This is a genomic window from Fodinibius roseus, assembly GCF_900129315.1.
Taxonomy (GTDB): Bacteria; Bacteroidota; Rhodothermia; order Balneolales; family Balneolaceae; genus Fodinibius; species Fodinibius roseus.
Genome location: NZ_FQUS01000004.1, coordinates 44,504 through 59,372, shown reverse-complemented (window position 1 = coordinate 59,372; position 14,869 = coordinate 44,504). Strand labels below are relative to the sequence as shown.

Below are 14,869 nucleotides of genomic sequence, written 5' to 3'. Positions count from 1 at the left end.
ATCATGGAAAGTATAAGCATCATCGGAATGGTATCCATCATTACGGCCGGCTTTACGATAGCCGTTGGCTCTATTGCTCCCGCACTTGGGGAAGGGCGCGCGCTGGCGCAGGCCCTGCTGGCTATAGCGCAACAGCCGGATGAAAGTCCGACCATAACGCGCACCCTGTTTGTGGGACTGGCAATGATCGAGTCGACAGCTATATACTGCTTTGTCGTTGCCCTCATTATAATGTTCGCCAATCCCTTCTGGGATTTTGTAGCCGGAGGATAACGTGCAAATCGACTGGTTTACATTTTCTGCCCAGATTATAAATTTTCTGATCCTGCTATGGCTCCTGCGGAAATTCCTGTACGGCCCGCTGCTCAATGTCATGAAAGACCGGGAGGAGAAAATCTCATCCCGGCTGGAGGAGGCGCGCAGTAAGCTCGAAGAAGCAGAGGATAAGTCGACGGAGTATCAAAAAAAGTTAAATGAGCTGGAGAAGCAGAAGTCAGCCTGGCGTGAAGAAGCCAAAGAAGAAGCTGAGTCCTTTAAGCTGGAACTCATGCAGGAAGCCCGGAATGAAGTGGAGCAGGTTCGCAGTAAATGGACGAAGTCGGTAGAGAGAGAAAAAAAGATGTTCCTGGAGGAACTTGAGGAGCAGTCCTTTGAGAAGATCATGGGTATCGTTGAGCATATGGTATCGGACCTGGCCGACAGGTCGCTCGAAAAACAGGCGATAAACCGGTTTATTAATCGTATCAAAGAGATGAAGGATGACGAAAGAAAGCAGATGATCGATGCCGTGGATACGAACCACCTTGAGGTCGCAACGGCCTTTCCGACCGAAGAGAAGGATCGCGAAGAAATTGACGCCGCCATTCGCCGGCTGCTGGACAGTGAAAAGGAGTGCCGGTATATCCATGACCCGGAGCTGGGATTCGGTATCGAAGTGCGCAGTAATGGCTGGAAAATAGGCTGGAATATGAAAGGCTACCTCGAGGAGCTGAGGTCAGAGGTAAATACGACTTTCAGCCAGCTGGAAACCGAAACCTGAGACGATACCGATGTATGGGAAAATGGATTTACATAATCATCAACATAACCGGTCAACCTGATGAGGGAAAGTAAAGCTGTGGTATATTTATGCAAAGCCAGTGATAGCAATCAACCTTATTCAGGAAAGGACAATGCAACGAGTTGTAATAACCAATATCCAGGAAGCAGATGAGATCGTGCCATGACTGACCGAATACTTGATTCAGTACTTGAAAAGTCCGGAGCCCGGCTGGATCGGGCGCTTCAGCGGAGCCCGGATATGCGGCTTCGCGAATACGGAGTGGTCATGTCGGTGGGAGAGGGATTCATCAGGGTGCGCGGATTACCGCATATGGGAATCGATGAGCTGGTATACATAGACACGCGCGAACGCCGGGTGCCGGGACTTGTTTACAACCTGGATTCCGGGGAAGCGGGTATTATTTTGCTGGATGAGGAGCAGTATGTAGAAGCCGGTGATGAAGTTCACCGGACATCTGATATATTGAGCGTTCCTGTCGGAGAACAGCTTCTGGGCAGGGTGGTAGACAGCATCGGTCGTCCGCTTGACGGGAAAAAGCCGCTGGCTGCAAACGAAACCCTGCCGGTAGAACGTCCGGCCCCGCCCATCATGCACCGAAGTCCCGTCGAAACCCCGCTGCAGACAGGTATCAAAGTGATAGACGCACTGTTTCCGATCGGACGGGGGCAGCGCGAACTGATTGCAGGAGACCGGCAGATCGGCAAGACGGCTATTGCCGTGGATACCATAATCAATCAGCACGATAAAGGTATAATCTGTATTTATTGCGGTATCGGTAAGCAGAAAGCAGCGGTGGCCCGTGTTATAGCCGACTTGCGGGAACACGGAGCCATGGACTATTCGATTGTCGTTTCGGCCGGGAGTGAAGACCCGGTGGGACTGCAGTATATCGCCCCGTATGCAGCAACCAGCATCGGGGAGTATTTTATGGAGCGGGGAAAAGACGTGCTGATTATTTACGATGATTTAACATGGCATGCCCGGGCTTACCGGGAACTGGCCCTGCTGCTTCGGCGTCCCCCCGGCAGGGAGGCATACCCCGGCGATATCTTTTACATACACTCGCGATTGCTGGAACGCTCGACCCGCCTAAAGGAGGAACATGGAGGCGGGTCGCTGACCGCCTTGCCCATAGTGGAGACACAGGCTCAAAATATATCGGCCTTTATACCTACCAACCTGATTTCTATTACCGACGGACAGCTCTATCTGTCTCCGGAACTATTCCAAAAAGATGTGATGCCGGCCATTGACGCCGGGAAGTCGGTCTCACGGGTCGGTGGTGCGGCCCAGCGCCCGGCCTACCGTTCGGTAACCAAAAAACTCCGACTGGCCTATGCACAATTTGAAGAACTGGAAGCGTTTTCGCGGTTTAGCTCACGGCTCGATGAAGATACCAGGAAAACCATAGAACGCGGACGGTTGATTCGCGAGAGTTTAAAACAGCCGCAATTTGAGCCCCTGGACATTGGGGAACAAATGTTACTGCTGCTGGCGCTGATCTCAGGGCTGATGGATGATATTCCGCTCGACCGAATCGAAAAAGCCAAACGGGAGATCCGGGAAATCTACCGGGAGCATTCCGATGAACTGAATCAAAAGATCGACTGGCAGGAAGATATTACGGAAGAGGAGCGGACATATTTGCTCGATCTGGCGGAAACAGTGCTTGAATCGTTAAAGAAGGAGCAGGAGCATGCAGAAACTTGAACAGCTACAGCGCAAAGTTAAGAATGCGGAAGACTTACAGTCTATTGTTCGGACGATGAAAGTTATGGCTTCGGTAGGTATTCATCAGTTTGAGGATGCCGCCGATTCGCTTGGTGACTATTACGATACTCTTGAACGGGGCCTGCAGGTTGTGCTTTCCAGAGAATTCAGTGAGGCTCGCCCTTTCCTTTCATCGGATGATGAGGGATCAGCCGGGATCATTGTTATTGGCTCAAGCCAGTCGCTGTGCGGTCCATTTGATGAGTCGATACTAACCTATACGTTGGAAAAGATCAGGGAAGATAAAAAAAGGGACACACAGTTCTTTGTGTTGGGAGAACGACTGACCGGTTATTTGCATCAGGCGGGCGTGTCGGTAGACAAGCAGTTTATTTTGCCCGGTTCGGCTGGCGGGATCGGTGGACTGGTGCTGGATCTGCTGGCTGGTATTGAAGAGTGGCAGGCAACACAGGATATCCGTTCGATAAGGGTATTGCATAACAAGCCCGCTGATAAAGAGGGATATACGTCCCACAGCCAGCATCTGCTTCCGCTGAACAAACGCTGGCTGGAGCGGTTGGTTGATCGTCCCTGGCCGACCAATAATTTACCCCAATACAGGGCAGATGCACATACCCTGTTCCTCTCGCTGCTTCGGCAATATTTGTTTGTATCTCTTTACCGCGCTGTGGCCGAGTCGCTTGTTGCCGAGTATACCAGTCGATTGTCTGCCATGCAGCAGGCCGAGAAGAAAATAGATGAGCGCCTGGAAAAATTGAACCGGGCTTATACGCACGAACGCCAGTCGGCCATTACCAGCGAGCTGCTGGATATTATGGCGGGCTTTGAGGCGGCCCAGTCTATGGATGAAAATAATCAGTAAAACCAGTCATTGCCGCTAATAGAATTATACTGGCTGCTATTTCTAATACTTTGATTAAAGGAGGTTTTTAGCGGCTTCAGCAGAGTATGGAAACGGTTACTGTTTTGTGTTATGGTAGTTTTGTCAGCTATACCGGCTGCAGGTGGGCGATGGATAAACCGAATCAGGAGTCAAACAAATTCCTACAGTCATATAGGTAAATCCCTTACATCTTTAGGAATGTAAAATTTATTAATTGAGTGTAAACTTTTAACATAAAAGAGGACTTATTGTGAAGAACATTCTGATACCGACACTTTTACTGGCAACCTTGCTTACGGCATGTACCAGCTCAGGGGCTTTTTTGTCCGCCAACCAAACGATTGTTAACCTGAATGAGGGTAACTATGCCATATCGGCAACTAATGTCGCCGGAGAGGCAGAGACCGCTTATGTATTCGGGTTAAGCTATTCAAGCGGCCTTACGGCCAGCACCCTGGCCATCGCAAGGGTTAATGGCACAGGCATGCTGTATGCCGAAGCTCTGGAAAATCTGTGGGAAAATTATGAAAATGAATACGGGTCGATTTCAGGTCAAAAGCTGGCGCTTACCAATGTTCGGTACGATACAGATATCCTTAATCTCGTGCTTTACACAAAAGTTAAAGTTATGGTGAGAGCCGATATTGTTGAGTTTGAATAAGTAAGAGCGCTTTGGAAAATTACTTATGAATCTTGAGCAGGATTAAAGCCTGAGCGAATTCAAAATCGTACCATAGAAAGGCATGTGTGTGGGTTTTGAATTTGTGAAAATGCAGGGATTAGCCAAAAGAACGGTTTTGCAAAGGCTCTCTAAAATGATAATAGTTCGGATGGCAAGGACGCATCAATAGTAGATCCAAAGCAATCTTTAGCCGGGCGTCGGGTTCTATTGGATCTCATTTTCTCAGTTCCCGGAGTAAAGAATAGCTGAGAGAATCAATTTGAGCAGCATGACTGTGTCCTGCCGAAATATTGGACAAAACGATCACTCCTTTTCTATTGTCTACGTCCAATACCATGGAGGAGCGGTATCCGCCCGTCCCACCATTGTGCCAGTACCATTTTGTGGTCGAATCCCGCTTAAGGATAAACCATCCTAAAGCCATGGCTCGATCATTATCTATAGAGAACGTCTCCTGACGCTGTAGCTTCATTATCTTGTTATCCCGGTCAAAATTAGCCTGCCCAAATTTTACCAGATCCTCCGAAGTGGAAAGTATAGCTCCGGCCCCCGGAATGGCCCCCAGATCCCAGTTGCTGGCGGTTTTTCCACGCTTACTTAATCCCGCTACAAGCTTATCGTTAACGAATGCTCGTTGTGTCGTAGAGTGCTGCATTTCCAGCGGCTGAAAGATTTTTTGTTGCAGCATCTCTTCATAGGACTGACCTTCGATCCGGGTGAGCACATATCCCAGAATACCAGCACCAATGTTGGAGTATTGAAAGGTACTGCCCGGCTCATGATCCGGTTCCATGTTATTGCTCATGTAATCGCGAAGCTTTTTCTCATTGTAATCTTTGTAGGGATTATCCATATGCCACAGCGATTCCCTGATAAACCCGGAGGGAATGCGGGGTAATCCCGATGTGTGGTTCGCCAGTTCAAGAAAGGAAACCTGCAGGCTGTCGTTGAGCGGAAAATCGAGGTAAGCCTGAATCGGTTGATTAAGCATCAGCTTATTATGATGGACCAGATTGGCAAGCAGGGTGGAGGTGAATACTTTAGACAAAGAACCAATTTCAAAAACGCTGTCTTTATTGTCAATGGTTTGCAGGGTATCACCTGCACGGATAGCCCCGTAAAACACCGCGGAGGTGTCATCAATGGATGCAATTGACAATTGGGTCTGGTTGGGGTAGTAGCGGAGGGTGTTGAAAATATGATCGGTCTGGGCCTCGGATACCCCGGGTGGACGCTGAAGATTATTTACGGCCACTTCAGGATTGCTGACGCTTCCACAGGAGATAATAAAGGTCAGTATCAGAAAATAAAGCAGTTGTTTCATTTCATTATTGCTTGATTAATAAAATAAAAGGATATATCTGATCGGTTTCTTTTAGGGATCAACTCCGGAAACTAAGCTGGGAAGTTAATTTACTTCCCAGCATTTATTTTGATGTGTGTCAGAAAACTTTTGCTATACCTACAGCTATATTGAAATATGTGAGATCAACATCCGAAGATACGTTTCCGACTTCAATATCTCTTGACAGTGAACGATATCGTACACCCGGCTTCAACATCCAGCGATTCCCAATATCAAAAGCGACGCCAGCCCCTGCCTGCCATCCCAGCCCATGATCTGAATCGGCCGTGATATCACCGTCGCTATTTTCAACTTCGACATGATTGTAGATGCCGCCTCCCCGGATATAGAAGCTCATTGGCATATTACCCAGTGGATGTAAAAATTCCATTCCGAAGGTATATCCCGTTTCTTCGAAATCCATATTTGAACCGGCAAAAGAATCATCCGAGGTAAATCGATGCCATCCCCAGCCGCCAAAGATTGAAGTGTGAGGCATAATCCGGTAGGTTAGAATACCATCAAAGCCGAATCCGGTATTCAGGTCAGCGTCACCCAATTCCTGGGTAGCAAAGTCGGCCCCGGTACGTAGTTCCAGACTGAATATGTTTTGGGCGTAAACCGACTGGGTAACCAGAATAATAGTTGCGCTCAGCAGAATCGTTTTAATAATTGATTTCATGATATATTCCTCTTGTTTTATTAGTTAGATGGTTTTTTCACGTATTTCAGATTTAGTTGTGATAAATAAGCCGTTCACTTTTAGAGTACCATTTTATAATTCTAAAATATGTAAGAAGTCCGGCTCAGTCTGCTGTAGGTACTTGGCGTGCGCGAATATAAGTGATTTCCCTACATTGAATCGACGGGTTTTCCTTCCATAGGTTTAATCGATGATCTCGTAAGTTTTTTATAGCAGTAATAACACGAGAGGCATGAGATGATTTAACTGCCGTTTTTGCGATAGATCAATTTTTACACGTATTTGAAGCATACAACCAAGCTATTTGGCCAACACAAATTGCTGCTTATTTGCTTGGGGCTGACGCTAATGCCTTCTGTTCGATATGGGTTTAAAAGAGAATGAGAAAGTGTAAACCCAAATGTATAACATTTATTAAGGAAAAAATAATCTTCGCATTTGTCATCGTTGTCTACGGGTTAATGCGTTTGCCGGGATTTGTAAATGCATATTATTTAGCCCCTGCCGAACAGCTGACCGAAGATATGTTGAAAATAATATCAGTCAGGAATATTCAGCAAGCAGTCCTGAAGGAAATTGTAATTTGCCATAAATATTGAATATTCAGTATGAACCAATGATCTTCAGTAGCGAATATGGATGCCAGATTCCAAATATCAACAGATGAGCAGATAATAAATCCGGTCTGTGATTTTACCTACAGCTGGGGAGTAAACTGCGGATTGTCAAAGGGAGATGCTCTTCGCTTTTCTGTAGCTGTTAGTGAACTTATCACAGATGTTATTCTTTTTGCCTTTCCTGATGACAGTAAGCAAAATTTTGAGATAGAATTTCATCATACATTCTCAAATGTCGAAATTATTGTCAGTGAGCTGGGGGAACCATTTGATCCGGACCGACACACGTACGATGTCCAAAAAGTTCGTTGTGAAGATGATTTTGAGGGGGCAGGGCTTTTACTGATGCAATCTTTCAGTGATGAATTTTCCTTCATTAATAAAGGCAAGGAAGGCAAGGAATTCAGGCTGGCGAAAAATATTCAAATCCATGATATAGATGAGCTGTTGCTGCAGTCGGCCGAGCAACGTGAGGCTCAGGTAAGGTCTGAAGAAGATGAAGATACCCATATAAAAATTGAGGATTTTACTGTTGAGCGTATTAAACCTGCTGATGCGGAAGAAATCTCAAAACTTTTCTATCGTACTTATGGATATACTTATAACAAAGAGGATTTGTATTTGCCCAAAAAGATTGAAGAGTCAGTGCTGGCAAAAGAAAAGCTCGGGGTTATTGCCCGAAATAAAGATGGAAAAGCCATTGGCTTTTTTAGCGTAATTCCCAATGACAACTCCAACCTTGCGGAAGTAGCCGAAGCAGTTGTATCTCCCAGATATCGCAGAAATGGCGTGATGAGTGCGATGATGGAACAACTTATTGAAATTGCGAGATCACGGCAGACAACCACATTGGTTGGTATGGCTGTTACCAACCATCCCGTAAGCCAAAAGGTAAATAATAAATTTGGATATAAGACAACAGCGCTGCAACTGGCTTTCTCAAAAAATGTAAAGTACAAAGGTTTTGATGAAGAATACTCTCAGCCGGTATCCATGGTTCTGGATTTTCTTCCCATTATTCATCTTCCAAAGAAAGCAGTATATTTACCAAAAAGATATAATGAGATTATTCTTGAAACATATAATGAGTTGGGGATGGATGTTGAACCAAAAGGTTCAGAACCATATCATTTGGCCGATAAATCGGATATTGATTTGAGAATAAACTATTCCAGTTCTTCATCGCTTATTATTGTTAAGAAGTACGGGCAGGATTTCTTTACCACACTTTCTGGTATACTTGGCAGCCTGGAAGAAAAATCGCCTAAAACGATATTGCTGGATCTACCTCTTGAAAATAGAGCTACACCGGAGCAGTTTTCAAATATTACAATGTCCCTGAATTTTCTCTACTGTGGTTTGCTGCCACAGTATCATTTCAATGCTGACTTCCTGCGGGTGCAAAAAGTGTACTCGGCTATTGATTTTAATATTATTGATATTTATTCCGAATTTGGGAAAAAGATAAAATCATTTATTGCTGATGAATACCATAGATGCTCGGAAAAAAGGCAAAAGGCTTAACGTAACCGTACAAGGCGATTTTAATCTGCATACTAAAAAGATGATAGTAAGTCGCCTTAACCCGGCCATTGATAAGCTGGTAATAAACTTGATTAATTGTGAACGTATTGATAGTGAGGGAATTATTTTTTTACACCGCTGGCTGCAACAGGGAAATAAATTACAGCTGATTGAACCCCCTGCTATCCTTTTCGAAATACTTGAAATTTTAAATCTTGACAGTACCTGGGATTTTGAAAAAATCATAGCTAACTGAAAATATTTCTTATGGCTGATCAATCTTCTTCACCAATGATCGACATTACCGATAACCCGAATTTGTGGACTCGCTTCTTTATGGTTCATGCACTGCTTATTATTGGCAGCAAAGAAAAAGACGGGAGTTTTAACATGGCCCCTAAACATATGGCTATGCCCCTTGGTTTTGGCCCCTACTTCGGCTTTATAGGTACGCCGCGGAAAACGACTTATCGAAATATTAAGCGGGAAGAAGTTTTTACGGTCAGCTTTCCACAGCCGGATCAGCTTGTACAAACCAGCCTGGCAGCTTCTCCCCGCGAAGATGATGACAGCAAACCGGTTATTGAGGCTATTCCAACCGTAAAAGCCCAAATTATTGAAGGAGTGTTTATGGAGAATTCCTACCTGCAGCTGGAATGTACTCTCCATGAAATCATGGGAAAGTTTGGGGAATGGGAAATAATTGTCGGTGAAATTGTTGCGGCCTACGTACACGAGGATGCCCTTCGAAAAGAGGGAGAAGATTCCCGCGACAATAAAATAATTAATGACTCCCCTTTGCTGGCCTACCTGCACCCCAACCGATTCAGTATAATCAAAAAAAGCCATAACTTTCCTTTGCCAAAAGATTTTAAAAGATAATTAAACAGGGTATGACAGATTTAGGCCGGGAGCTGCACAGTTTTTTTAGGGAAAGGAAAGCGGATTTTATAAACCTGCTACAATCCCTTGTCGAGCAGGAGACGCCGTCAAAAGAGCCTGCCTCTTTTACTGAAATTCTGGAAATTATCAGCCACAATTTTCAAAAATTGGATTTCAATGTTGAGCATACAGAAGGTCAGCAGACTGCGGGACAACTGCTTTGTAAACCGGAAGGTTTTAATTCACAGGTTCCAACTCAGCTTGTACTCGGACATGTTGACACCGTATGGAATATCGGAACGCTGAATGATATGCCTTTCTCCGTAGATGGCAACAAAGTCAGTGGCCCGGGAATCTTTGATATGAAAGCCGGCATCTGCATGATGATTTTTGCTATGAAAGCCATCCGTGAGCTGGGGAAAATTTTTGAAGTACAGCCTGTTTTTTTGATTACTACTGATGAAGAAATTGGCAGCAGGGAATCCAAAAATCTTATCATTGAACAGGCAAAGCAGGCAGAACGGACCTTTGTGCTGGAGCCTTCACTTGGAACGGAAGGTAAAATCAAGACTGAACGCAAAGGCATAGGTCAGTTTGAAATAATTATCAAGGGTAAACCTTCGCATGCGGGACTTGACCCAGAAAAAGGCGTAAGTGCCATTGTCGGGTTATCAAATGTTGTTCAGCAGCTGGTGGAACTTAATGACCCTGAAAAGGGCATAAGCGTAAATGTAGGGACGATAGAGGGTGGCGAACGGGCTAATGTTGTGGCTGCAAAAAGTAAAGCTGTAGTTGATGTACGGGTTCCGACAACGGAAGACGGTAACGAAATAAAGAATAAGATTTATAATATCGATCCCCGTCTAAATGGCATTGAAATTACAGCAACCGGTGGTATAGGACGTCCCCCACTTGAAAAAAATGAAGCCAACCAAAAGCTGTGGGAGATAACGAAATCCCTGGGTGCGGATTTGGATTTGCATTTGAAAGAGGGTAAATCAGGCGGCGGCTCCGACGGTAACTTTACTAATCTCTTTTCTCCGACTATTGACGGACTTGGCGCCGTGGGGGAAGGTGCTCATGCTTATCATGAGAAAATATTTCTGGAAGAGACGCTTAAACGTGCTGAACTATTGACCCTTTTATTGTTATATCCTTCAGTGGAAGAGTGATTGCTCGTATCAGCTTCGACCATTATTTGAAGTATACACTAAAAATTTAAGCCAGTGTATCAATTGTTTATGGAGTGGGTTTAGCAGTTGTGATTTTATTGATTTTGACGCTCATGCCAATCATTCAAGAGACATATTAAACACTAAAAATTAAATTTACCATGCAGAAAGTAATCTTGTCCTTCGTTATCATTATCCACGGGTTAATTCATTTGCTTGGCTTTGTAAAAGCATTTGATTTAGCACCCGTCGAACAGCTGACCGAAGATATATCCAAAACAGCGGGAATGTTCTGGCTGGTGGTATGCATACTGTTCCTGGTCACCGTTTTTCTGTACTTCACACAGAATGATATCTGGTGGATGGTGGGAGCTGTTGCGGTGGTCGTTTCACAGCTGCTCATTATCCTCTCCTGGAGCGATGCCAAGTACGGTACAATAGCCAACATTATCATAGCGATACCCATTATTATGGCTATTGCCGGGCAGCTCCCAGAAAACTGAACACTGATTCAACCGGCTGTCAGGTCAGGCGTTTTATGCGTCGGTGCCACCATAATATTTGTAATACATCCAACAAATAAGCCAATAATAGATGAAGGGTCCTGATATAATTTAATACCCTGGATGATTTCCAACATTGTCGGTATTCTGATGCTCCTGCGGCATATCTTATTATCCGCGAAGGAGAATATGAGTATTTGTGGATATCCTGAAAACGGGAAATAGTGAGTCAACCATCCCCTTGAGAGGCAGTTAATCTACTATAGTGGGGCAAAGCTGTATATCAGGTAGTGGATTCCCTCATTTGTTCTTTTTTCCGCTGGTTACACGGTTCTAATGATGCGTAGCATCCGGGAACCAGATCAACCCGGGGTATTTAGGTTATGTAGGGATTATGATTACGGTATGTTTCGCATTTTGCCTCTTATAATCCGGACTCCCAAAAGCTGATTTTGTAATCTAATTAAGTTCTTAGATTACAGCTACAGATAATGATTGAATCGGATGAAAAAGTAGATCAGACCAAAAAAACCGAGTCCGGGCACAGGTTCATTGATCCCAAAGAAGTTGAAAAAACGCTCGGCACAGGAGAGGATGGTGGTATATCCACCCGCAAAAAAATGGTGTATGGGTTAATTGTTATTGCTATTCTTTTGGGTATTTCCTGGGGATGGAATCAGTTTACTGAAACGGCTCCCACAACGTTTGTAACAGAAAAAGTTGCGAGCGGTGATATTACTGTCATTGTTTCTGCCACCGGAGATTTACAGGCCGTCCATACCGTAGAAATCGGCAGCGAAATTTCCGGACTCGTTAAGTCCGTTTATGTCGATTATAATGATCAGGTTTCGGCCGGGGAGCTTTTGGCTGAACTCGATACCGATCAACTCGAAGCGGAAGTGACCCAGGCTCAGGCATCCTTGCAGGCATCAGAAGCTTCTCTCAGGCAGGCTTTGGCCGCACTCGAGGAGCAGCAGGCAAAGACAGATCGGGCCGAAATATTGGCCCGCCAGGATCTGATCTCTTTGCAGGAAGTCGAAATGGCACAAGCTTCACTTGCGACAGCTGAGTCGAATGTAGCCGCCGTACGTGCAGAGATTACTGCCGGCAGGGCGACCCTCAATATGGCGGAAACCCGGCTGGAAAAAGCATTCATCCGATCTCCGATCGATGGTATTGTTTTAATCCGTACGATTAAATCCGGCCAGGCCGTTGCCGCTTCATTCCAGACTCCGGTATTATTTACGCTGGCCGAAGATCTCAGGCGAATGGAACTGCACGTCGACGTCGATGAAGCCGATATCGGGCAGGTCAAAGAAGGCCAGGAAGCCAACTTTAAAGTAGATGCCTATCCCGATATGACCTTTTCCGCTGTAATTACAAAAGTGTACTATGCTCCCCGGATAGAGGCGGGGGTGGTTACCTACGAAGCAATCCTGAGCGTTGATAACAGCGGGATGTTGTTGTGGCCCGGCATGACGGCCTCCACAGATATTGTGATCAATGAGGCAAGGGATGTGACAAGGGTACCTAATAGTGCTTTGCGATTTATACCCCCCGGATTTGAGAAGAATCAAGGAGAGGATACATCGGTTTGGATTCTGGAAAATGGGGAGCCCGTAGTTGTTCCGGTAAAAACAGGAATAGCAGATGACCGGCATACGGAAATTGTGTCGGGTGTAGAGTCCGGCACGGAAGTGCTTGTTAATATTAAAAGGGAAGAGTGATTGATGGATACTTCTATATTACCACGGTCGGGGAACGACAAAGATAAAAGGGCTGAAAAGACAGGGTTGCCATTGGTCGATTTCAGCAAGGTGAGCAAAGTTTACGGGGTCGGACGTGCGCAGGTTATTGCCATGGATGAAGTAGATCTTGCCATAAACGAAGGAGAGTTTGTAGCAATTATGGGTCCCAGTGGTTCCGGAAAATCAACGTGCCTGAATCTTATCGGTTGCCTTGATACGCCGTCTTCAGGTTCGTATCGATTTAAGGGGGTAGCGGTGGGCGGTCTCAGTCGAAATCAGCGGGCACTGCTGCGCCGGCATTATCTCGGTTTTATTTTTCAGGGGTACAACCTGCTGAAAAGAACAACAGCCATAGAAAATGTTGAAATGCCGCTTGTTTATCGCGGATATAAAAAATCGGTTCGCCAGAAAATGTCACTTACCGCCTTGAAGGAAGTGGGCCTTGAGGGTCGTGAACATCATACCCCGGCACAGCTTTCGGGTGGAGAACAGCAGCGCGTAGCTATTGCACGGGCTATTGCTACCAATCCAAGCTTGTTGCTGGCCGACGAGCCCACCGGAAATCTGGATTCAAAAAAGGGGAGTGAAATTATGGATCTGCTTACCAAATTAAATCAAGATCGCGGAATTACCATTATCATGGTTACCCATGAAAGAGCAATGGCGGAATATGCGGATCGAACCGTACATTTTCTGGATGGACGAATTTCAAATATCCAAAATAACCGGGTGATCCATCAATGATCTGGAATACCATAAAACTGGCCGTTTCAGAAATCGGACGCAATATGATGCGGTCATTTCTGACTATCCTCGGTATTGTGATTGGCGTGGGAGCGGTCATCAGTATGGTGACCCTGGGCGGGGGCGCAACCTCGCAAATAACCAATGAAATTACAAGCCTCGGCAGTAATTTGCTGATCCTTCGTCCCGGTACCAACGAAGGTCACGGAGGCATAAGAACATCAGCAACTCCTTTCAAGCTTGAAGATGTTGAAGCGATCGATAACCATATTGCAGGGATTGCTGCAGTGACTCCTGTCTCTTCGACAACAGCCACGGCTGTTTATGGCAATACGAACTGGTCAACCAGCGTAATGGGGACAGATAACAAATATCTTACCGTCCGCATGTGGGAAATCGAAAGGGGACGGGCTTTTTCGGCCAATGAACTTGCGATCGGGAAGACGGTTTGTTTGCTCGGGTCAACAGTGGCCGAAGAATTGTTTGGCTCACTGGATCCGCTGGATGCCAAGATCAGGCTGGGGAAAATAGCATGTACGGTTATCGGTGTATTGACATCAAAGGGAGAATCGACCTTTGGGATGGACCAGGATGATTTTATTCTGACGCCGGTTAAAACCCTTCATCGAAGAATGCGCGGAAATACGGATGTCAATATGATTTATATATCTGCCGAGAGTGAAATCTCAAGCGAGCAGGTACAAGAAGATATTACTGAACTAATGCGGGAGCGTCGGAATATCAGGACGGGTGATACAGATGATTTTGAACTGAATGACATGGCCCAGGTTGCCCGTACGGTAGAGAGCACGACCGGGATTTTAACTACTTTTCTCGGTGCTATTGCTGCCATCAGTCTTCTGGTGGGAGGTATTGGAATTATGAATATTATGCTCGTTTCAGTGACCGAACGAACCCGGGAAATTGGTATTCGCCTTGCCATAGGGGCACTGGGCCGAGAGGTACTGCTTCAGTTTCTTGTTGAAGCAATTATACTGTCACTGTTTGGTGGAATTATTGGCATAGGATTAGGGCTGGGGCTGGCGGCAGTTACGGCCCCGGCATTGGGCATACCCTTTGTATTTAATCTGGATATTATCGTAATCGCCTTTCTTTTCTCAGGGCTGGTAGGCATTATTTTCGGTTTTTTCCCGGCTCGACGCGCTGCTTTGATGGATCCCATTGATGCGCTGAGATATGAGTAAATCATGGAGAGAGTCATTAAAAAGTCCTTACCCCTCTACCTCCACTCCAAGACAAGGACTCTTCACT

Annotated in this window: 15 protein-coding genes; 13 read left to right on the top strand and 2 right to left on the bottom strand. The window is 45.6% G+C overall.

Features of this window, described 5'->3' with window-relative positions; all coding sequences use genetic code 11:
- The first annotated feature begins 3 nt into the window (after positions 1–3).
- The 5 genes from BUB16_RS04710 (at position 4) to BUB16_RS04690 (ending at position 4,338) form a co-directional block, all read left to right on the top strand.
- The gene (locus BUB16_RS04710; RefSeq protein WP_073060023.1) at positions 4–273 is read left to right on the top strand and encodes a F0F1 ATP synthase subunit C; all 270 of its coding nucleotides are present in this window, start codon (positions 4–6) and stop codon (positions 271–273) included.
- A 1-nt stretch (position 274) separates the two neighbouring features.
- Positions 275–1,039: a F0F1 ATP synthase subunit B gene (gene atpF / locus BUB16_RS04705; protein WP_073060021.1), complete on the top strand. Its 765-nt coding sequence runs from the start codon at positions 275–277 to the stop codon at positions 1,037–1,039.
- A gap of 183 nt (positions 1,040–1,222) precedes the next feature.
- Positions 1,223–2,773, top strand: a complete 1,551-nt coding sequence (locus tag BUB16_RS04700; RefSeq protein ID WP_073060019.1) for an alternate F1F0 ATPase, F1 subunit alpha — start codon at positions 1,223–1,225, stop codon at positions 2,771–2,773.
- Positions 2,760–3,656, top strand: a complete 897-nt coding sequence (locus tag BUB16_RS04695; protein ID WP_073060017.1) for a F0F1 ATP synthase subunit gamma — start codon at positions 2,760–2,762, stop codon at positions 3,654–3,656. Before BUB16_RS04700 ends, BUB16_RS04695 begins: the two co-directional genes overlap by 14 nt.
- Positions 3,657–3,927: 271 nt before the next feature.
- The gene (locus BUB16_RS04690; protein WP_244545637.1) at positions 3,928–4,338 is read left to right on the top strand and encodes a DUF6567 family protein; all 411 of its coding nucleotides are present in this window, start codon (positions 3,928–3,930) and stop codon (positions 4,336–4,338) included.
- A gap of 235 nt (positions 4,339–4,573) precedes the next feature.
- Here BUB16_RS04690 and BUB16_RS04685 read toward each other — a convergent pair whose 3' ends face one another.
- Both BUB16_RS04685 and BUB16_RS04680 read right to left on the bottom strand, forming a co-directional pair.
- Entirely contained in the window at positions 4,574–5,683 is a 1,110-nt protein-coding gene (locus BUB16_RS04685; protein ID WP_073060015.1) for a serine hydrolase domain-containing protein, read from the bottom strand.
- A 118-nt stretch (positions 5,684–5,801) separates the two neighbouring features.
- Positions 5,802–6,386: an outer membrane protein gene (locus tag BUB16_RS04680; RefSeq protein WP_073060014.1), complete on the bottom strand. Its 585-nt coding sequence runs from the start codon at positions 6,384–6,386 to the stop codon at positions 5,802–5,804.
- Positions 6,387–7,042: 656 nt separating this feature from the next.
- On the opposite strand from BUB16_RS04680, the gene BUB16_RS04670 reads away from it, so the two are divergent.
- From BUB16_RS04670 to BUB16_RS04635, 8 genes are all read left to right on the top strand, one after another.
- A complete protein-coding gene (locus tag BUB16_RS04670; protein ID WP_073060012.1) occupies positions 7,043–8,548 on the top strand; it encodes a GNAT family N-acetyltransferase in 1,506 nt (501 codons plus the stop codon).
- Entirely contained in the window at positions 8,508–8,804 is a 297-nt protein-coding gene (locus tag BUB16_RS04665) for an STAS domain-containing protein (protein ID WP_073060011.1), read from the top strand. Before BUB16_RS04670 ends, BUB16_RS04665 begins: the two co-directional genes overlap by 41 nt.
- An 11-nt stretch (positions 8,805–8,815) precedes the next feature.
- Positions 8,816–9,430: a flavin reductase gene (locus BUB16_RS04660; RefSeq protein WP_073060010.1), complete on the top strand. Its 615-nt coding sequence runs from the start codon at positions 8,816–8,818 to the stop codon at positions 9,428–9,430.
- Between the two features lie 11 nt (positions 9,431–9,441).
- Positions 9,442–10,602, top strand: a complete 1,161-nt coding sequence (locus BUB16_RS04655) for a M20 family metallopeptidase (RefSeq protein ID WP_073060009.1) — start codon at positions 9,442–9,444, stop codon at positions 10,600–10,602.
- Positions 10,603–10,763: 161 nt separating this feature from the next.
- Complete coding sequence (locus tag BUB16_RS04650; RefSeq protein WP_073060008.1) at positions 10,764–11,105, top strand: hypothetical protein; 342 nt, start codon at positions 10,764–10,766, stop codon at positions 11,103–11,105.
- Between the two features lie 491 nt (positions 11,106–11,596).
- Positions 11,597–12,832: an efflux RND transporter periplasmic adaptor subunit gene (locus tag BUB16_RS04645; protein ID WP_084088035.1), complete on the top strand. Its 1,236-nt coding sequence runs from the start codon at positions 11,597–11,599 to the stop codon at positions 12,830–12,832.
- Between the two features lie 3 nt (positions 12,833–12,835).
- The gene (locus BUB16_RS04640) at positions 12,836–13,597 is read left to right on the top strand and encodes an ABC transporter ATP-binding protein (RefSeq protein WP_073060006.1); all 762 of its coding nucleotides are present in this window, start codon (positions 12,836–12,838) and stop codon (positions 13,595–13,597) included.
- Positions 13,594–14,802, top strand: coding sequence for an ABC transporter permease (locus tag BUB16_RS04635; protein ID WP_073060004.1), 1,209 nt, complete (start codon positions 13,594–13,596; stop codon positions 14,800–14,802). The genes BUB16_RS04640 and BUB16_RS04635 overlap by 4 nt, the downstream gene beginning before the upstream one ends.
- The last annotated feature ends 67 nt before the right edge of the window (positions 14,803–14,869 follow it).